Annotated in this window: 15 protein-coding genes and 1 riboswitch; of the genes, 7 read left to right on the forward strand and 8 right to left on the reverse strand. The window is 73.0% G+C overall.

The window, feature by feature from the left end; translation table 11 throughout:
- Positions 1-13: 13 nt before the first annotated feature.
- A riboswitch (cobalamin riboswitch) is annotated at positions 14-140 on the reverse strand.
- Between the two features lie 68 nt (positions 141-208).
- Both ABZ805_RS12995 and ABZ805_RS13000 read right to left on the reverse strand, forming a co-directional pair.
- The gene (locus tag ABZ805_RS12995) at positions 209-676 is read right to left on the reverse strand and encodes a GNAT family N-acetyltransferase (protein WP_358438649.1); all 468 of its coding nucleotides are present in this window, start codon (positions 674-676) and stop codon (positions 209-211) included.
- A 188-nt stretch (positions 677-864) separates the two neighbouring features.
- On the reverse strand, positions 865-1644 hold the full coding sequence (locus tag ABZ805_RS13000; protein WP_358438652.1) for a serine protease: 780 nt from the start codon (positions 1642-1644) through the stop codon (positions 865-867).
- A gap of 303 nt (positions 1645-1947) precedes the next feature.
- On the opposite strand from ABZ805_RS13000, the gene ABZ805_RS13005 reads away from it, so the two are divergent.
- The gene (locus ABZ805_RS13005; protein ID WP_358438655.1) at positions 1948-2574 is read left to right on the forward strand and encodes a LysE family translocator; all 627 of its coding nucleotides are present in this window, start codon (positions 1948-1950) and stop codon (positions 2572-2574) included.
- A 213-nt stretch (positions 2575-2787) separates the two neighbouring features.
- On the opposite strand, the gene ABZ805_RS13010 is transcribed toward ABZ805_RS13005, so the two are convergent.
- From ABZ805_RS13010 to ABZ805_RS13020, 3 genes are all read right to left on the reverse strand, one after another.
- Positions 2788-3621, reverse strand: coding sequence for a serine protease (locus ABZ805_RS13010; protein WP_358438658.1), 834 nt, complete (start codon positions 3619-3621; stop codon positions 2788-2790).
- Positions 3622-3795: 174 nt separating this feature from the next.
- Positions 3796-5670 carry a P-loop NTPase fold protein gene (locus ABZ805_RS13015; RefSeq protein ID WP_358438661.1) on the reverse strand — a complete coding sequence of 625 codons (1875 nt, stop codon included), beginning with the start codon at positions 5668-5670 and terminating at the stop codon, positions 3796-3798.
- Between the two features lie 183 nt (positions 5671-5853).
- The gene (locus tag ABZ805_RS13020) at positions 5854-6660 is read right to left on the reverse strand and encodes a helix-turn-helix transcriptional regulator (protein WP_358438664.1); all 807 of its coding nucleotides are present in this window, start codon (positions 6658-6660) and stop codon (positions 5854-5856) included.
- 233 nt (positions 6661-6893) lie between these two features.
- Here ABZ805_RS13020 and ABZ805_RS13025 point away from each other — a divergent pair, with 233 nt between their 5' ends.
- From ABZ805_RS13025 to ABZ805_RS13035, 3 genes are all read left to right on the forward strand, one after another.
- Positions 6894-7025 carry a hypothetical protein gene (locus ABZ805_RS13025; RefSeq protein ID WP_358438666.1) on the forward strand — a complete coding sequence of 44 codons (132 nt, stop codon included), beginning with the start codon at positions 6894-6896 and terminating at the stop codon, positions 7023-7025.
- A 146-nt stretch (positions 7026-7171) separates the two neighbouring features.
- On the forward strand, positions 7172-7717 hold the full coding sequence (locus tag ABZ805_RS13030) for a YbhB/YbcL family Raf kinase inhibitor-like protein (protein ID WP_358438669.1): 546 nt from the start codon (positions 7172-7174) through the stop codon (positions 7715-7717).
- Between the two features lie 18 nt (positions 7718-7735).
- Positions 7736-8854 (forward strand): VanZ family protein, encoded by a 1119-nt coding sequence (locus ABZ805_RS13035; RefSeq protein WP_358438672.1) that lies wholly within the window; start codon positions 7736-7738, stop codon positions 8852-8854.
- Between the two features lie 279 nt (positions 8855-9133).
- On the opposite strand, the gene ABZ805_RS13040 is transcribed toward ABZ805_RS13035, so the two are convergent.
- Positions 9134-9460: a PLD nuclease N-terminal domain-containing protein gene (locus ABZ805_RS13040; RefSeq protein WP_358438675.1), complete on the reverse strand. Its 327-nt coding sequence runs from the start codon at positions 9458-9460 to the stop codon at positions 9134-9136.
- A 279-nt stretch (positions 9461-9739) separates the two neighbouring features.
- On the opposite strand from ABZ805_RS13040, the gene ABZ805_RS13045 reads away from it, so the two are divergent.
- Positions 9740-10921, forward strand: a complete 1182-nt coding sequence (locus ABZ805_RS13045; RefSeq protein ID WP_358438677.1) for a histidine kinase — start codon at positions 9740-9742, stop codon at positions 10919-10921.
- Positions 10922-11004: 83 nt separating this feature from the next.
- The gene (locus ABZ805_RS13050) at positions 11005-11649 is read left to right on the forward strand and encodes a response regulator transcription factor (RefSeq protein ID WP_358438681.1); all 645 of its coding nucleotides are present in this window, start codon (positions 11005-11007) and stop codon (positions 11647-11649) included.
- Between the two features lie 178 nt (positions 11650-11827).
- Here ABZ805_RS13050 and ABZ805_RS13055 read toward each other — a convergent pair whose 3' ends face one another.
- Both ABZ805_RS13055 and ABZ805_RS13060 read right to left on the reverse strand, forming a co-directional pair.
- Positions 11828-12493, reverse strand: a complete 666-nt coding sequence (locus ABZ805_RS13055) for a response regulator transcription factor (protein WP_358438684.1) — start codon at positions 12491-12493, stop codon at positions 11828-11830.
- Positions 12494-12527: 34 nt separating this feature from the next.
- The gene (locus ABZ805_RS13060; protein ID WP_358438687.1) at positions 12528-13700 is read right to left on the reverse strand and encodes a sensor histidine kinase; all 1173 of its coding nucleotides are present in this window, start codon (positions 13698-13700) and stop codon (positions 12528-12530) included.
- A gap of 345 nt (positions 13701-14045) precedes the next feature.
- Between ABZ805_RS13060 and ABZ805_RS13065 the strand changes: the two genes are divergently transcribed.
- Entirely contained in the window at positions 14046-19535 is a 5490-nt protein-coding gene (locus tag ABZ805_RS13065) for a biotin carboxylase N-terminal domain-containing protein (RefSeq protein ID WP_358438689.1), read from the forward strand.
- The last annotated feature ends 196 nt before the right edge of the window (positions 19536-19731 follow it).

A 19731-nucleotide genomic window follows, 5' to 3' on the forward strand; every position in this document is an offset into this window, starting at 1 on the left:
GGCCTGGGCGAGGCAGTGTCCTGGCTCCCGGATCAGCGCGGAACTCCGGCCTTCCCAGGCGGCGCCCGGTGGCTCGCGGGGGAGATCCGCTCCCCGGTCACAGTGGCGCCGACCGCACCGGATTCACACCGGTTTCCTGACCTGCCCTGGCTGGGACCAGCGAGCATCGTCGCATCCCCGCGACGGGCGAGGAACCGCCGCGGCTCGCTCAGCGCAGCGAGCCGGGGTATCGGTGCATGTCGACGTGCGGGATGCCGTCTTCGAGATACTCCTCACCCGAGGGTTCGAAGCCGAATCCGCGGTAGAACTCCAGCGCGTAGGTCTGGGCGGAGAGCACGGCGGGGGCGCGCTGGATCTCGGCGAGCGCGGCGCGCATCAGCTTGCGCCCGAGGCCGAGTCCGCGGGCGTCCTTGGCGGTGGCGACGCGGCCGATGCGGAAGGTGCCGTCGGGGTCTTCGAGCAGGCGCAGGTAGCCGAGCACGTACCCGTCGGCGGAGTCGATCCAGAAGTGCCTGGTGGTGGTCTCCAGGTCCCGGCCGTCCAGTTCCGGGTAGGCGCACTGCTGCTCGACCACGAACACGTCCACGCGCAAGCGGAGCATGCGGTAGAAGTCCTCGGCGTCGAGGTCGGCCGTGTAGGCGCGGTGGACGGCGGTGGCGAGCGGTTGCAGGGTCACCCCCACGGGATATCACATTCCGGCTACGACACCCGGGGTCACCTGCGGTGGAAGTAGCGCACACCACGTCCCGCGGGACCGGGCGCGCGAGCCTCGGGGCAGGTCGGTGCTGCGCACGGCTACCCGCGCACCGCCGCGGCGCGAACCCCGGGTGGCGCCGACCCGTCCCGCGGTGCGGGACGGCGGGTTCAGAGCCGCGCGGCGACGTCGTCGGCGACCCCGGAGATCCGGGTGTACACGCCGGGCGTGCCGGGCCGTCCGCAGCCGGTGCCGTAGGAGACGACGCCGATCAGCCTGCCGTCGGCGACGAGCGGCCCGCCGGAGTCCCCGGCGCACGCGTCCCGGCCCCCTTCGGGCGGGCCCGCGCAGACCCGCGTCCCCGGTTCGTAATCGGGGTAGGCGGCGCGGCAGTCCGCGTCCGAGCTGATCGGCACGTCGGCCGAGCGCAACGTCGCCGAGGTGGGCCCGGTCTCGGTGGTGTAGCCCCAGCCGTAAACGCGCGCCGGGGTGCCGGGCCGGTAGCGGGCGGTCTCATCGGCGCCGACCATCGGCAGCACCTCGTCCGGCACGGGCGCGGCCAGGGTCAGCACCGCCACGTCGTGCCCGCCCGTCACGCCGCGGAATTCGGGGTGCACCCACACGTCGTCGACGGGCGTGTCGGCGCCGCCGGTGGTGCGCAGGTCGGTGCGGCCGGTGACCGCGCGCAGGTCGGCGGCGTCGCGGCTGTCGACGCAGTGCGCGGCGGTGACGACCTTGATCTCGGTGACCAGGGTGCCGCCGCAGAACTGGCGCCCGCCCTGGTCGGTGAGCGCCACCGCCCACGGCGCGGCGTGCTCGTCGGCGCCGCCGAGCACGCGTTCCTGCGCGGGGTCGGCGGCGGCCGGGGCGGCGAGCGCGGCGGTGGCCGCGGTGGCGACGGCCGCGCTCCCGGCGGCGATCCGGGCGAGCGGGCGGGATCGGTCGGGCACGGCGGCTCCCTGGACGTGCGGCGGCGTTCGGCGGCACACGGTAGCGGTCCGATCACCGGCGGCTGACGAGGGCGAGCTCACACCAGGTGTTGATAATTTTTCGTTAAGATGGACTTCGGCGGGAAAAAATTCGGATCACTGCTTCGGCGAAGCCGGTTCGTCCCGTCCGTTCAGTTCAGATCTTCGGTGACCGCGACGACGCGGACCCGAGATCACCCCCGATCCGGTGAAACCTCGACCGGTGGGCCGCGCGCTCACCGGCGCCGTCGCGCGCGCGTCGACCAGGCAAGGAGCGAACTCGTCATGCTGCTGGACTTCACGACCCTGCCGGCGTTCCTGCTCGCCAGTGCAGTGGTGGTGCTGACGCCCGGGGTGGACGCGTTCCTGATCCTGCGGATCTCGCTGCGCCAGGGCATCGGCCCCGGGCTGCGGGCGCTGGCCGGCATCCACACGGCGAGCGTCCTGCAGGTGGCGCTGGTGATCTGCGGGCTCGGCGCGGTGATCACCAGCCACCCTGCGGTGCTGGCGACGCTGAAGTGGGCCGGCGCCGCGTACCTGGTCTACCTGGCGGCGATGATCGTGCGCGGGTTGTGGCTCACCCGCGCCGAGACCGGCGACGGGCTCTCCGGCGGGGCCACCACGAGCCGCCCGTACCTCCAGGGCCTGCTCAGCAACATCACCAACCCGAAGATGCTGCTGTTCAGCCTCGCGTTCCTGCCGCAGTTCGTCGGTTCCGCGGCGAACCCCACGCTGCAGCTGGTGCTGCTGGGCGCGGTCTTCCTGGTGCTGGCCGCGATCTGGGAGGTCACCATCGTGCTGGGTGCGGCCCGCATCGCCGACCGGCTGCGCCGCCCGCGCTTCGCCCGCTCCCTCGACATGATCAGCGCAGCGGCGTTCCTCACCATCTCCGCAGGCCTCGTAGCAGCCTGACCCCGCCCGGCGGGCCTTACCGATTTCCGGTCAGCGGCGAAGCCGCTGAGCAGCGACCACGCACGCAGCAGGACCACCCGCGGGTTCTCAGCGGCGTTCTCGCGAGGACAGCGTTTTCGCCTGTGGCGGAGCCACCGGTGAAAACGATCCCGCAGCGAGAACGCCGCTGAGGTTCCGCCACCCGTGCCACCGAGCAAAAGGAGCCCGGGGAGCTCAGCGGAGCTGGGCTTGGACTTCGTTGTGGTAGGCGCCTAGGCGGGTGTACACCCCGGGCTGGCCGGGACGCGCGCAGCCGTTGCCCCAGGACACGATGCCGATCAGTTTGTCCCCGGCGACGAGCGGCCCGCCCGAGTCGCCCTGGCAGCTGTCCTCGCCGCCCTGCGGGAGTCCGGCGCAGACCTGTCCGCGCGGGTCGTACTGCCCGCCGTAGGCCTGGCTGCAGTCCTGGTCGGTGGTGATCGGCGGGTGCGCCTGGCGCAGCGTGCTGGACGGCGCACCGCCCTCCGTGGTGGTCCCCCAGCCCAGGACGGTGGTCGGTCCGCCCGGCCGGTACTCCGGCAGGTCACCGGCGGTGGCGATCGGCAGCGGGGTTTCGCCGAGGTCGCCGTCGAGGGTGAGCACGGCGACGTCGGCGCCGCTGCTGGCGTTCTGGAAGTCGGGGTGCACCCACACGTCGCGCACGGGGGTCTCGGTGCCGTCGTCGCTGCCCTTGTCGTCGCGCCCGGACACGACGGTGATCTCCGGCGGCGCGCCCCCGGTGACGCAGTGCGCGGCGGTGATCACCTTGTTCGCGGCCGCGATCGTGCCGCCGCAGAACTGGTTGCCCGCGGCGTCGGTGAGGTACACGACCCACGGGTACTCGGCGGTGCTGGCGTACTCGCCGCCGACGATCCGGCTGCTGATCGGCGCGGCGGGCTGTTCGTCGGCGGCCGCGGCGGTGGTCCCGGCCCCGGCGGGGGTCGTGATCGCGACGGTGGCCAGCGCGGCCGCGGTGAGTGTTCCGGGTACCGACCACCACCGGGTGTGGGTGCGCCGTGTGCGTGTCATCCCGCTGCTCTCCATCCCCCGGAGCCCGTGCGGCGCGGTCGGGGTGACCGGCCCGCCTCCGGCTCGTGCCAGTGTCGCGGAGGGAGCCGATCACGGCCCGGTCATCGTCCACAACGGCCGAACGTCGTTACCTGATCAGGTGATATATCGGGGAAAAACCGCTCGTCGGGATCATCACAGAACGTCCATTTCGGACAGTTGGACGGGGAGTACCGGCCGGTCCTTGCGCAGCCTGCGGGCCACGGCCGCGACCCACTCCAGGAGTTCCGCCGGATCACCCGTCACTCCTTCGGCACCCATCGCCTTCGCCCGCCGCAACCGGTTCGGAGTCACCCGGGCGACGTAGAAGATCACCGGACCGGCGTAGTCCCCGGCGTGCCGCAGCGCCTGCATCTCGTCCAGCCCCGCGTACTCGTCGTCGGCGCGCGTGATGTCCGAGACGATCAGCTCGGGTTCGAAGTTCCGGAGAGCGGCGCGGACGCCGTCCAGATCGGCGGCGAACTCGACGGTGGCGCCGCGGGCGGTGAGCAGTTCCGCCTGCCGGGCCATCCCGCCGGATTCGACCGCCGCGTCGTCCGCCCACAGCACGCGCAGACCACCGAGATCGGGAGCAGGACGTGGGTCGATCCGCTCCGCCGTACGGTGGAGCACCACGTCCCGCACCGCACCGAACTGCACGCCGAGGGAAGCGTCGCCCACGATTTCGTTGAGATCCCCGCGGTCCGCACGGTCACCGCTGCCAGTACCGGAGCTCCACGACCGCGCCACGCCCGCCCGCAGCCACTGGTATCCCTCGTCCTCCCCCAATTCCTGCACCAGCGCCAGGAAATCCCGGTCCCCCGCCAGCCCCGGGTACTGCACCGGCAGCTCCTGCTCCAGCCGCTCCACCGCCGCCGACCAGTCCTGCGGCCCGCCGCCCGCGCCCGGCACCGGCACGCCGAGGGAGGTGAACGGCGCCCGGTCGGCGGGGACGCCGCCGCGCCGCACCTCGTCGCGGACGGCGGCGTAGCCGAGGAACTCCGGTACCGGGTCCCGCCCGTCCGGCCAGGCCAGCAGCTGGTGGAAGTCCGGGTAGAAGTGCTGCAGCAGGATGATCCGCAGCAGCACCGCGGGCCCGATCTCCCGCCAACGCCGGTCGAGGTGGTACTCCAGCACGAACCCGTTGAGCAGCCGCTTGATCCGCCGCGGATTCCGCTTGGCCCGCAGCACCAGCAGCGCGGTGAGCTGCTCGCCGAACAGCTCGCTGGTGCCCGCCCGCCGCAGGTAGCCCTCGACGAGCCGCCGCGCGCACTCCCGGTCCGGCACCGGCGCCCGGTAGTTGACCTGGACGATCTTCTCCAGGTACTCGGCAGCCTGCGCGCTGGCACCGTCGCCGCGCAGGTTCCGGGACAGCGCCCCCTGGTCGCAGCCGATCACGAACACCAGGCCGGGCACGTCCAGGTACAGCTTGATCGCCTCGCATACGGTGAGCACGACCTGCGCCGAGCAGCGGTCCAGGTCGTCGACGAAGATCACGAGCTGCCTGCCGTCGGGGCCGCCGTCGCGGACCCATTCGCGCGCCATCTCCCGGACGGCGTCGCGGATCTCGTCGCGGGACTTGGCGTCGGCGGACAGCTGCTCCCACACCGCGTCCACGATCCGGCGCAGCCCGACGAGACCCAGCATCAGCGCGAGCGCCAGCCGCCCGGCGCGCACGGCACCGCGCCGCCGCGCGAGCCGGTGGTAGGAGCGCCGCACCACGTTGCGGTCGAAGCGCAGCAGCACCGATTTGATGAGCACTTCCAGCGCGTCCGGCCCGGAGGTCCAGGCGTTGAACCAGGCGGTGGGCACGCCGTCGGTCTCCAGCCTGGTCCGCATCAGCCGCATCAGGCTGCTCTTGCCCATGCCCCAGCCCGCGTCGATGGCGACGGTGAACGGGGCGGACGCGCGGGACCCGGTGATCAGCGCGACGAGGGCGGCGGCGGTGTCCGCGACGCCGAGGAGGTCCTCGTCCGCGCGCTCGACGGGTTCGTCGCCGAGGACCGCGAACTCGGTCGGTGCTCGCTGCATCTGCTCCCCCGGTGGTCATCGGCTCGTGGACCCGGGGAGCCTGGCAGAGCGGCGGCGCGGCCGGTCGCGATCCGGCTGCGCGCACCCGGAAGCACCAGCGAAGATCAACGCGCGGTGACGGCCGGTGCGGCGCGACCCGCGCGCACCACCCGGGCCGCCGACGACCGAACGGGCGAGGCGCGATCAGTGCTCGGTGAGGACCTCGCGGATCAGGTCGCCCGCCGCGTCCGGGGTGTGCGCCAGGCGGACGATGTCCCGCAGCACCTCCCGGTAGGAGCTCACGACCCGCTCGGAATCCAGGAATGCCGGCGCGTGCTGGTTCTCCACGTACACCATGTCCGGTTCGCCGTCATATTCCAGAAGAAGAAATGACCCCTGCAATCCCGGATAGGCCCCCACGGAACGGGGGACCACTCGCAGGCAGACGTGGTCGGATTCCATCATCACCAGCAGGTGCAGCAGCTGCCGCTTCATCACTCCCGGCCCGCCGATCGGGCGCCGCAACGCGGATTCCTCCAGCACCGCGTGGAACAACGGCGCCCGGGATCGGCTCAGAATGATCTGCCGCGCCATCCGGGTCGCGATCAGTTCGTCCAGTTCGTCCTCGCAACGTCCGGGTTCCATCCCCGAGATGACGGCCCGCGCGTATTCCGCGGTCTGCAGCAGGCCGGGGATCAGCATCGGTTCGAAACTGTGCATCCGGACCGCTTTGCTCTCGTAGTCGAGGAAATCCCGCCAGCGGGCCGGGGCCGCGGACGGCCGCTGCCACCAGGCGGAGCGGCCCGCGTTGCGCGCCAGCTCCACCAGCGACGCGCGCTCCCGCTCCCCCACCTGGTAGAGCCGCAGCAGCGCGGTGACGTCATCGAGCTGCACCCCGCTGGCCCCGGTCTCGATCCGACTGATCTTGCTGCCCGAGACGCCCAGCCGGGCACCTGCCGCCGTGCAGCTGAGCCCGGCGCGCTCGCGGTGGCGGCGGAGTTCCGCGGCCACCTGGCGCGACCGGACGGAAGTGTGGCGATTTCCCGGCATGAGTGCGCTATCCCCCAGCATCGACATCCCTGGCCCGACATCGGCGATACCCGGACTTTTCCGGTACCGAAGGCGTGGCGCATCGGACACGTACCTCGCCGGTTCGGGAGTGGTTTCCACTGCTGTTCCGAATCCGGCCTACCGATTCTCGCATTCGGCTTCCGAGCTCTTTCCGGTAGCCGCTCGCAGAACCGGTGATCGCCGTTGTGGGACGCCCGCTCGAAATTGTCCCGAACCGCTCGACCGCGGTCGCCGACGTGGAGATCGGCGTGCACCGGACCATGATCCCGAGCCCGACGGGCAGCGACAATAACTCGATCAAGTGAACGCTTGCACGCGTTGCATCGCGGGGGTGACGGGGCGGCGCCCGAGCATCCGCGCGCGAGGCCGCGCACGCGCCCGCGGGGGCCCCACTAGGCTGCGACCGGACGATCCCGAAGATCGTCCCGCACACCCGCCGAGGAGGAGACGCATGAGCCTGCAACGCCCGATCGACCCGGACCCGTACTCGCTGCTGCCCGAGGTCCCCGCGTTCACGCTCACCTCCAAGGACGTCGCCGCCGACGAGCCGCTCGACCTCGCGCACGTCTACAGCGGCATGGGCGCGGGCGGTGGCAACCGCTCCCCGCAGCTGAGCTGGGAGGGCTTCCCCGCGGGCACGCAGAGCTTCGTGGTCACCTGCTTCGACCCGGACGCCCCCATCCCGGGCGGTTTCTGGCACTGGACGCTGGTCGACGTGCCCGCCGCGGTGACCGAGCTGGCCACCGACGCGGGTTCGGCCACCGGTGCGGGCCTGCCCACCGGCGCCTTTCAGGTGCCGAACGACCTCGGGGAGCGCGCCTACGCGGGCGCCGCGCCGCCGCCCGGCGACCGGCCGCACCGCTACCTGTTCGCGGTGCTCGCGCTGGACGTGCCGACGCTCGGGGTGAACGACCAGGTGACGCCGGCGGTCGTGAACTTCACCGCGCTCGGGCACGTCCTGGGCCGCGCGGTGCTGTCCACCACGTACGCGCACTGACGGAACCCGGAGGTCCCGGTGAGCATCCGGGTGCTGCCCGCGGTGGCCGCCGCGCTGGTCGCGGTGGCGCTGGTGGTGCTGCTGTTCGTGCCCTACGTGGCCCGCGAGCACCGCAAGCGCGGTGAGCTGCGGCCGGGCGCGCTGCTGCTGTTCGCGGCCGCGGTGCTCTACGCGCTCGGCCTGGTGGCGTACGTGCTGGTGCCGCTGCCGCCGATCGGCCCCGGCTTCTGCGAGGTGTTCGGCGACCTGCGGCCGCAGTGGCGGCCGTTCGCCGGGTTCGACGAGGTGCGGCGGCCCGGCGGGCTCACCGAGCTGACCGGGCTGGTCGCCGATCCGGCGGTGCAGCAGTTCGGGTTCAACGTGCTGCTGTTCGTGCCGCTGGGCATGTTCGTGCGCTACCTGCTGCGGGAGGGCTTCGGCGGCACCGTGCTCGCCGGGTTCATGGTGTCGCTGGCGGTGGAGCTCACCCAGCTCACCGGGATCTGGTTCCTGTACCCGTGCCCGTACCGGCTGTTCGACGTGGACGACCTGATCGCGAACACGGCGGGGGCGGCGCTGGGCGCGCTGCTGGCGCCGGTGCTGCGGCTGGTCCCCGGGCAGCGCGGCACCGGCGACTCCGGCGCGCCGCGGCCGGTCGGGAGCGTCCGCAGGCTGCTGGGGATGGTCTGCGACGTGCTGCTGCTGTGGTGGCTGGGCCTGGCGCTGGCCCGCGGCGCGGACCTGCTGCTGCGGGTCGCCGAGGTGCGGCCGCCCGCCGGGACCCAGGTGTGGCTGGAGACGGCGGCGCTGTGGTTCGCGCCCGCCGTGCTGCTGCTGATCGCCACCGCGGTGGGCCGCGGCAGTTCGCTCGGCCAGCACGCGGTGCTGCTGCGCGTCGTCGTCGACGGGCGGCGCCCGGGAGCGCGCGCGGTGCTGCTGCGCTGGCTGGTGGGCGTGGGCGGGTTGGCGCTGGTCGAGGGCGCGGTCGCCGTGCTGTGGCCCGCGGCGGGGCTGCCGGTCGCGCTGGCGTGGTGCGCGGTGCACGCGCTGGGCGTGCCGCGCAGCCGGGAGCACCGGGGGTGGTCCGGGAAGGTCGCGGGCACCGAGCTGGTCGACGCCCGGGCGCTCACCGCGGACCGCGCCGCGGACGAGGGCTGACCCGCGGCCGTTCGTCCGATGTGGACTGTCCGGTCGTCGGTGCGCCCGATCCGGAACGACCCGGTGCCCCGGAACGACCCGGTGCCCCCGGACGAGCCGCTGTCCCAGAACGGTCCGGGGTCCCGGAACGACCCGCTGTCCCCGAACGACCCGCTGTCCCAGAACGGTCCGGGGCCCCCGGACGGTCCGGCGCCCCCGGAACGACCTGGCGCCGCCGACCCCTCGCGCTCCCGGTGGCGGGAGCGCACGGATCGGCGGCGCGGTGCCTGCCGCGGGCCGTCACGCGGTGGCCTGGCCGCCGTCCAGCGGCTGCGCCGGACCGGACTCCGGGCCGGAGTCGACCGCGTTCTTGCGGGCCTGCGAGCGGCCGATCACGAACCACAGCGCGGCACCCAGCAGCGGCGCCATCACGACGATCAGCACCCACACCGCCTTCGTGGTGCCGTCCGCCTCGGCGCGGTACAGGCTCACCAAGGCTCCGATGACCAGGGCGGCCAGGCCGAGCGCGATCAGCGCACCGACGACGAGGAACACCCAGCCCCACACCTGCGAGGGCTGCTCGGCAGCGGACTGGGCGAGGGAACGGGTGATCTCGGACTTCAGCATGGGATTCGTCCTTCCGGGAGTGCTCCGGGCGGACCGCGGTCGCGGTGCCCCGCCGGCTTCGACTTCCGCCGTTCGCCGACGAGATCAATGCTGCGCCCCGAGCGGGTCCGCGCACGTCGGCAGTTCAGCCCGACTCGACTTGGCCTGAAGTAGTACGCCGCCTCGGCCGGAAGCGGGACGCACCCGCGGGCGGGCGCCGGACACGCTGGAACGGCGGAGAGGAGCAGCATGATCGGACGCCTGATGCCGGACGACGACACCGACGCATACCGTGGTCGAGTGCCTCGACAAGGGAAGTGGGCCACTCGACTGGCCTGGTGGGACGGGAAGTTCAGATCCCTGCTGCTGGATCTGCTGATCGCGTCGCTGGCCGTGGCCATGCCGGACGATCCGGCGGTCTGGCAGCAGTGGGTGCTGATCCCCGGCAACGCGCTGCTGTTCGGCGGGTTGCTGCTGCGCAGGCGGTTCCCGTGGATCGCGGTGCTGGCCTCGAGCGCGGTCATGGTGCTGGCCGGGTCAGGGGACCAGAGCATGGCCGTGGTGGTCGCCCTGTACACGATGGCGAAGCAGCGCGGCCCGGTCGCCTCGACCTGGGGCGCGGTGGCGGTCGTCACGGCGGCGCAGCTGACCCGCCTGGCGCTGCCGAACCTCGCGAGCCTGTGGACGAACGGGACGGCGACGGCGCTACTGGGGCTGGCCGCGATGCTGACCGGGTTCGTCGGCATGCCGACGCTGCTCGGGTTGTGGCTGTACCAGCGTCGCGACCTGCTGCGCAGCCTGCGGGAACGGGCCGTGCAGGCGGAGCGGGAGCGGGACCTGCTGGCGGACCGCGCGGTCGGCGCCGAACGCCGCCGCATCGCTCGCGAGATGCACGACGTGGTGGCGCACCGGGTCAGCGTGATCTCGCTGCAGGCGGGCGCGCTGACGATGACCGCCACCGACGAGCGCACCGAGCAGGTCGCCGAGGTGATCCGGGTGTCGAGCTCGGCCGCGCTGAGCGAACTCCGCGAGATGCTGCGGGCGCTGCGCGACGACGCCGAGCACCCGGGCGGTGATCACGCCGCTCCCACCTTGGCGGGGGTGGCCGAGCTGGTCGCCGATTCGGTGGCGGCGGGCGCGGAGATCGCGCTGGAGATGCCGGACGAGCTCCCGGAGACCTCCACCGCCGTCGGCCGCGCCGCCTACCGGGTGGTGCAGGAGGCGCTGACGAACGCGGGCAAGCACGCCCCCGGTTCGCCGGTGCTGGTGTCGGTCGACACGGGTCCGGACGGGCTCGCGGTGGAGGTGGTGAACGCGCGCGGCGGCGGCACCACCGTGGTGGAGGGCTCCGGGTACGGGCTGATCGGGATGCGCGAGCGGGTCACCCTCGCCGGCGGCACCTTGCAGGTGGGCCGCACCGCCGAGGACGGCTACCGGGTGCGGGCGGAGTTCCCGGTGCTGGAGCCCGCGGCCGCCTCCTGACGCCGGTCCCGGGACACCGTGATCCGGTGCGGCCGGACTTGGATACCGTGGGCGCGGCAACGCAGTCGGGCGCGGGGAGTCACGTGGGCATCAGGGTGGTCCTGTTGGAGGACGAGGAACTGGTGCGCAGCGGCATCCGGCTCATCCTCGAGTCCGATCCGGGCATCGAGGTCGCCGCGGAGGCCGGGGACGGTTCCGGCGTGGTGGACTTGGTCGCCAAGCACCGCCCGGACGTGGTGGTCACCGACATCCAGATGCCGCGGGTCGACGGCCTGGAGGTCACCAAGCGGGTCGCCGCGCTGGCGGAACCGCCCGCGGTGCTGGTGCTGACGACGTTCGACGTGGACGAGTACGTGCACGCCGCGCTGCAGGCGGGGGCGTCCGGGTTCCTGCTCAAGGACACCCCGCCTCGGGAGCTGGCGGCGGCGGTGCACACGGTGGCCTCCGGGGAGGCGATGCTCTCGCCGCGGATCACCAAGCGGCTGCTGGGCGCGTTCGCGGCGGGCAAGGAGAACTCGGACGCGCGCCGGAAGATCGACCAGCTGACCCCGCGCGAGCGCGAGGTGGCGGTGGCGGTGGCGCAGGGGCTGAGCAACGCGGAGATCGCCGCCCACCTGTACATGAGCCCGTCCACCGTGAAAGTCCACATCGGACGGATCATGGGCAAGCTCGGCGCGTCGAACCGCACCCAGGTCGCCATCGTCACCCACGACGCGGGCCTCGTCTGATCCGGACCGTTCCCGGCGGGCGGGCCGTTCCCGGCGGATGGGCCGGTCCCGACGGACAGGCCGGTCCCGGCGGATGGGCCGGTCCCGACGGACAGGCCGTTGCCGACGGACAGGCCGGTCCCAGCAGAACCGGCCCGGACGCGCGGTTCCACGAGCCGTTCCCGCGCGAGCGGGCCTGTCACCGCTGCCGCGGCACCACCAGTCCCGATTCGTAGGCGACCACCACGGCCTGCGCCCGGCTGGACACCCCGAGCTTCGTCATGGCCCGGTTCACGTGCGTCTTCACCGTCCCCTCGCTGAGCACCAGGTGCTCCGCGATCTCCGCGTTGGTGGCGCCGGTGGCGATCAGCCGCAGCACGGCCAGTTCCCGCTGGGTGAGCCCGGACAGCTGCACGGGGATGCCCGCGCCCGGCGGCGGCACCCGCATGTAGGTCTCGACGAGCCGCCGGGTGATGGTGGGGCCGAACAGCATCCCGCCGTCGGAGACGGTGCGCACCCCGGTGATGAGCGTTTCGGGCGGGCTGTCCTTGAGCAGGAACCCGGAGGCCCCGGCGCGCAGCGCCGCGTACACGTAGTCGTCGAGGTCGAACACGGTGAGCACCAGGATGCCGGGCCGCGGCGGTTCGGCCGCCTCCAGGATGAGTTCGGTGGCGCGCACCCCGTCCATCTCGGGCAGCCGGAGGTCCATCAGCACCACGTCGGGCCGCAGCCGGGCGGCGAGCTCGACGGCGTCGCGCCCGTTCGCGGCCTCGCCGACGACGTCGATGCCGTCGGTGGCGCGCAGCAGCGCGGCGAACGCGGCGCGCAGCAGGTCCTGGTCGTCGACGATGAGCACCCGGATCACGCGGCGGTCCCCCCGCCGGTCGACGGCCGCCTGCTCAGCCCTCGGCGCGCGGAATGCGCAGCAGGACCTGGAATCCGCCTTCGGGACGACGCCCGATCTCCACGGTGCCGCCGTACATCTTCGCCCGTTCGCACATGCCGATCAAACCGTGCCCGGAAGGCTTGCGGTCCTTCGGGGGCGGTGCGCCGTCGTCGCGGATCCGCACGGTGACCGAGTCGGCGTCGTGGTGCACGCGGACTTCGGCGGTGGCGGTCGGGGCGTGCTTGAGCACGTTGGTGAGCGCTTCCTGCACGATGCGGTAGGCGCACAGCTCGGCGCCGGGCGACAGCGGCCGCGGTTCGCCCTCGACGTGCAGCGCCACCGGTACCCCGGACGAGCGGACCCGTTCGAGCAGCACGGGCAGTTCGTCGAGCCCGGGCTGCGGCAGGAAGCTGGTGCCGCCGCCGGGCGGTTCCTCGATGCTGGGCCGCAGCACGCGCAGCAGCCTGCCGAGCTCGTCGAGGGAGCTGGAGGTGGTGGCCGAGATGGTGCCGAGCGCTTCGCGGGCGGTCTCCAGGTCGGAGTCGAGCACGTAGCGGGCGAGGCTGGCCTGCACCGCCACCACGGACAGGTGGTGGGCGACGACGTCGTGCAGTTCGTGCGCGATGCGCATCCGCTCTTCGGTGACGGCGCGCTCGCCTTCCAGGTCCCGTTCGTGCCGGAGCCGTTCGGCCTGCTGGCCGCGGACCCGGATCGCGTAGCCCAGCGCGACCGCGATGATCGCCTGGGTGCTGCCGAACAGCAGACCGGCGAACAGGTCGGTGGACCACCGGAAGTGGGCGACACCCGCGATGACACCGCTGCTGATGACCACGATGCTGCCCGCGGCGAGCGGGACGGAGCGGTTCAGCGGGTACCGGACGGCGACGCTGTAGGTGGCGACGAGCGGCCCGAGCAGACCGAGCGAGGTCTTGCAGCCGGTGCCGTAGAACGTGCACAGCGCCACCGAGATCACGGCCAGCACGACCACCGGGTACCGCCTGCGCAGCACCAGCGGGGCACCGCCGAGCACGGCCGCGACGTGGGCGAGCAGCCCGGGATCACCGCTGTCGACCACGTCGCCCGGGGACATCCCCAGCAGCGCCAGGTAGGTGACGAACCCCGCGAGCGCGGCGTCGGCCACGAGCGGGAACCGCTGCGGCAACGCCGCCCACCGTGCTCTGTTCACCACGGGAACCTATCCGGCCGCGTTCTGAATGCGGTCGTGCGGCAGGGTGGTCGGGGCCGTCCGGGGGCGCCGGGTGGTGCGAGTGGCGGAGCGCGGCGATGAGCGGGTCTCCCGGATCTCGCGGGTTCTGCCCCGAATTCGTGTGCTGGAGTGGTCTTCCGGGGAGTTCCGGACGGGCGCTCGGCTAGCTTTTTTGGCGGGTTCCTACAAAGTCTCGGCTCCGGCATGCGCCGGTGCGGACATTGGTACACCCGGGTGTGACGGAGCAGTGTGTAGGACAGGTGCAGGCGACGCTCCGGGGACGGGACGTCGCCTGTTGTGCGTGGTAATCAGGAGGCTCATCCGGTGTTCAGTCGTGTCGCCATCGTCAACCGTGGAGAGGCTGCGATGCGGCTCATCCACGCCGTGCGGGATCTGTCCGCGGAAACCGGCAAGCGGGTGGAGACGGTCGCGCTCTACACCGACGCCGACCGGACCGCGACGTTCGTGCGGGAGGCCGATGTGGCCTACTCGCTGGGCCCGGCGTCGGCCCGCCCCTACCTGGACCACGCGGCGCTGGAACGGGCGCTGCTGGAGACCGGCGCGGACGCGGCCTGGGTGGGCTGGGGTTTCGTCGCCGAGGACCCGGCGTTCGCGGAGGTCTGCGAGCGCATCGGCGTGACGTTCATCGGCCCGAGCGCGGACGCGATGCGCAGGCTCGGCGACAAGATCGGCGCGAAGCTGCTGGCCGAGGAGGTCGGCGTGCCGGTGGCCCCGTGGTCCCGCGGCGAGGTGGCGTCCGCGGAGGAGGCGCTGGCCGCGGGTGAGCGGATCGGCTACCCGCTGATGCTGAAGGCGACCGCGGGCGGCGGCGGGCGCGGCATCCGCAAGGTGAACTCGGCGGAGGAGCTGGCGGACGCCTACGAGCGCACCAGCCAGGAGGCGCTGCGCTCCTTCGGTTCCGGCGTGGTGTTCCTGGAGCGCCTGGTCACCGGCGCCCGGCACGTGGAGGTGCAGGTCATCGCGGACGGCCAGGGCACCGCGGTGGCGCTGGGCGTGCGGGACTGCTCGGTGCAGCGCCGCAACCAGAAGATCATCGAGGAATCGGCGTCGCCGGTGCTCTCCCCGGAGCAGACCGCGGAGCTGAAGGCCTCGGCGGAGCGGCTGGCGCTGGCGGTGGACTACCGCGGCGCGGGCACCGTGGAGTTCCTGTACCACCCGGGCGAGGAGCTGTTCGCGTTCCTGGAGGTGAACACGCGCCTGCAGGTGGAGCACCCGATCACCGAGATCACCACCGGCACCGACCTGGTGAAGCTGCAGCTGCACGTGGCCGCGGGCGGCACGCTGGAGGGGCTGTGCGCCTCGGAGAGCGGGCACGCGGTGGAGGCGCGGCTCAACGCCGAGGACCCGGACCGCGACTTCGCCCCCTCCCCCGGGCACATCGCGCGGCTGGTGCTGCCCGCGGGCCCCGGCATCCGGGTGGACACCGGGGTGTCGGAGGGCGACACGATCCCCGCCGACTTCGACTCGATGATCGCGAAGATCATCGCGTTCGGCCGGGACCGCGACGAGGCGCTGGCCCGGCTCCGCCGCGCGATGGCCGAGACCACGGTGATCATCGACGGCGGGGCGACGAACAAGAGCTTCGTGCTGGACCTGCTGGACCAGCCGGAGGTGGTCGACGGCAGCGCCGACACCGGCTGGATCGACCGGGTGCGCGAGGACGGCCGGCTGGTGCTGCACCGGCATTCGGCGATCGCGCTGGCCGCGGCGGCCATCGAGGCCTACCAGGACGAGGAGGAGGCGGCGCGGCAGCGGCTGCTGTCCACCGCGTTCGGCGGCAGGCCGCAGGTGCAGCACGAGACGGGCCGCCCGCTGGACCTGAAGCTGCGCGGCGTCGGCTACCAGGTGGGCGTCGCCCGGGTCGGGCACAAGCGGTTCCGCGTCGCGATCTCCGGTGGCGGCCCGGTGCACCCGGCGGACGTGGAGGTCGACCGGTTCGACGCGCACAGCGGCCAGATCACCGTGAACGGCCACCGGTTCCGCCTGGTCACCGGCACGCACGGCCCGATCCACCTGGTGGAGGTGGACGGGGTGGCGCACCGGATCACCCGGGACGAGGGCGGTGTGGTCCGCTCCCCCGCTCCCGCGCTGGTGGTGGCGACGCCGCTGGCCGTCGGCGACGAGGTCGAGGCGGGCGCGCCGATCCTGGTGCTGGAGAGCATGAAGATGGAGACCGTGCTGCGCGCCTCGTTCCGGGCGCGGGTGCGGGAGCTGCCGGTGTCCACCGGCAGCCAGGTCGAGACGGGCGCGCCGCTGATGCGGCTGGAGCCGCTGGCCGACGACGACGCGGCCGAGGAGGCCGCGGAGACCGCGGCGGTCGAGGTGGAGCTGCCCGCGGAGCCGACGAGCGTGTCGGCCGCGCAGCGCGCCGCGCGCGGCCTGCGGGACCTGCGCGGCCTGCTGCTCGGCTTCGACGTCGATCCGCAGGACGGCGAGCGGGTGCTCAGCGGCTACCTGGCGGCCCGCACCGAGCCGGACGCGGCGCCCGGGGTGACCGAGGGCGAGGTCGAGCTGCTCGGCGTGTTCGCCGACCTGTCGGAGCTGAGCCGGAACAAGCCCGCCGGGGACGTGGACGACGAATCCGGCCCGGTGCACAGCCCGCGCGAGTACTTCCACAGCTACCTGCAGAGCCTGGACGTGGAGCGCGCCGGGGTCAGCACCGGTTTCGAGGAGCGGCTGCGCCGGGTGCTGGCGCACTACGACGTGACGGACCTGGAGCGCTCGCCGGAGCTGGAGTCTGCGGTGTTCCGGATCTTCCTGGCGCAGCAGCGCGCCGCCTCCGACGTCAAGATCATCTCGGCGTTGCTGCGGCGCTGGATCGCCGAGCCGCCGCCCGCGACGGAGCTGCGGGAGCGCGCCGGGCTGACGCTGGAGCACGTCATCAAGGCCACCCAGGTGCGCTTCCCCGCGGTCTCGGACCTGGCGCGCGGCGTGGTGTTCCGCTGGTTCGCGCAGCCGCTGCTGCGCCGCAACCGCGCCGAGGTGTACGCCGGGGTGCGCGCCGAGCTGCGCCACCTCGACGAGCACCCGGACGCCGCGGACCGCGCGGAGCGGATCGCGAAGATGGTCGCCAGCGCCGAGCCGCTGGTGCGGCTGCTCGGCCAGCGGATGGGCCGCGGCGGCCACGACCACACCCCGCTGCTGGAGGTGCTGACCCGCCGCTACTACGGCAACCGGGCGCTGTCCGGCGTCACGTCCCGGGAAGCCGCGGGCTGCCGGTTCGTCACCGCCGAGCACACCGGCGCGGAGGGCGTGACCCGCCTGGTCACCACAGCCGTCGACTTCGGCGAGCTGCCGGAGGCGGCGCGCGCGGTCGGCGAGCTGGCCGCGGACCGCCCGGACGGTGCCGACGTGGTCGCCGACCTGTACGTGAAGTGGGAGGGGCAGCCGGACGCGGAAGCGGTCGCGGCCCGGCTCGGCGAGGTGCTGGCGGCGCAGCCGCTGCCCGCCGAGGTCGCCCGCATCACCACCACGGTCGCGGGCACCGGCGGTGCGGTGATGCACCACCACTTCACGTTCCGCCGCGACGAGCGGGGCGGGTTCGCCGAGGACCGGCTGATCCGCGGCCTGCACCCGCTGATCGCGCAGCGGATGCAGCTGGAGCGGCTGCGCGAGTTCGACCTGACCCGGCTGCCGTCGGCGGACGAGGAGGTCTACCTGTTCACGTGCGTCGCGCGGGAGAACCCGTCCGACGAGCGGCTGGTCGCGATGGCGCAGGTGCGGGACCTGACCCCGCTGCGCGACGCGGAGGGCCGGCTGGTGGCGCTGCCCGCGGTGGAGGACATCCTCGCCGGGTGCATGGACGCGATCCGCACGGTGCAGGCGCAGCGCCCGGCGAAGAAGCGCTTCGACACCAACCGCATCCTGATGTACGTGTGGCCGCCGACGGAGTTCACCTCGGACGAGCTGAACACGCTGGTGCAGCGCATCCTGCCGACGACGGCGGGCGCCGGGCTGGAGGAGGTCACGTTCCTGTCCCGCCAGCGCGGGGAGAACGGCGAGCTCACCGACATGGCGGTGCGGATCGACCTGGCCGGTGGCCGCGAACCGCGGCTGCACATCGAGGAACCGTCGTCGGAGCCGGTGCTGCCGCTGGACGACTACCGGCAGAAGGTGCTGCGCGCGGCGCGCCGCGGCACCACCTACCCGTACGAGCTGTCCGGGATGCTGGCCGGGGACGCGGGCGGTTTCGTCGAGCACGACCTGGACGAGGACGGCGTGCTGGTGCCGGTGGACCGGCCGCGCGGGAAGAACTCGGCCGCGATCGTCGCGGGCGTGGTGACCACCCCGACCGAGCGTCACCCCGAGGGCGTGCGGCGCGTGGTGCTGCTGGGCGATCCGACGAAGGCGCTGGGCGCGCTGTCCGAGCCGGAGTGCGCGCGGGTGATCGCGGCGCTGGACCTGGCGGAGCGGTTGCGGCTGCCGCTGGAGTGGTTCGCGCTGTCGGCGGGCGCCCGCATCTCGATGTCCTCGGGCACCGAGAACATGGACTGGGTGGCGGCCGCGCTGAAGCGGATCGTGCAGTTCACCCAGGACGGCGGCGAGATCAACATCGTGGTCGCGGGCATCACGGTCGGCGCGCAGCCGTACTGGAACGCCGAGGCGACGATGCTGATGCACACCAAGGGAATCCTGGTGATGACGCCCGATTCGGCGATGGTGCTCACCGGCAAGCAGTCGCTGGACTTCTCCGGCGGCGTGTCGGCGGAGGACAACTTCGGCATCGGCGGCTACGACCGGGTGATGGGGCCGAACGGCCAGGCGCAGTACTGGGCGCCGAACCTGCCCGCCGCGCGGGACGTGCTGATGTCGCACTACGACCACACCTACGTGGTGCCGGGCGAGTCGGCGCCGCGTGCGGCCGCGACGACCGACCCGTCGGACCGGGACGTCTCGCCGTTCCCGCACGAGTTCGGCGGCGACTTCAGTACGGTCGGCGAGATCTTCTCCGCCGAGCACAACCCGGACCGCAAGAAGCCGTTCGACATCCGCACGGTGATGCGCGCGCTGTCCGACCAGGACCACCCGGTGCTGGAGCGCTGGGCGGGCATGGCGGACGCGGACACCGCGGCGGTGCAGGACGTGCACCTGGGCGGACACCCGGTGTGCCTGCTGGGCATCGAGTCCCGATCGGTGCAGCGCCGCGGCTTCCCCCCCACCGACGGCCCGGACACCTACACGGCGGGCACGTTGTTCCCGCGATCGTCGAAGAAGGCGGCGCGGGCGATCAACGCGGCGTCCGGGAACCGGCCGCTGGTGGTGCTGGCGAACCTGTCCGGGTTCGACGGTTCGCCGGAGTCGATGCGGAAGCTGCAGCTGGAGTACGGCGCGGAGATCGGCCGGGCGATCGTGAACTTCGAGGGCCCGATCGTGTTCTGCGTGATCTCGCGGTACCACGGCGGCGCGTTCGTGGTGTTCTCGAAGGCGCTGAACCCGAACATGACGGTGCTGGCGCTGGAGGGTTCGTTCGCGTCGGTGCTGGGCGGTGCTCCGGCGGCGGCGGTGGTGTTCTCCGGTGAGGTGAACAACCGCACGGCGACCGATCCGCGGGTCACCGCGCTGCAGGCGAGCGCCGGTGAGGCGACGGGCGCGGAGCGGGCGGCGCTGCACGCGCAGCTGGCGGAGGTGCAGTCCTCGGTGCGGGCCGAGAAGCTCGGCGAGGTCGCCGCGGAGTTCGACCGGGTGCACAGCATCCAGCGCGCCGTGGAGGTCGGTTCGGTCGACGAGATCGTCAGCGTGGCGCAGTTGCGCCCGCGCATCATCGCCTCGATCGAGCGAGGCCTGAACGGCTGACGGAAGCAGCGAACGGGGCCCGTGGCCGGAAGGCCGCGGGCCCTGCTGCGTTCCTGCCGAAGGCGCCCGAACGGCGAGCGCGCTGCACCGGTGCCGTCCGTTTGTCAGCGGCGAAGCCGCTGAGCGGCGACCCGGCACGCCACCGGCACCGCCGCGGGTTCTCAGCTGGTTCTTCACCGGCTGGGAACTGCTGGAC

Source organism: Saccharopolyspora sp. NPDC047091, assembly GCF_040643635.1.
GTDB lineage: Bacteria > Actinomycetota > Actinomycetes > Mycobacteriales > Pseudonocardiaceae > Saccharopolyspora_C.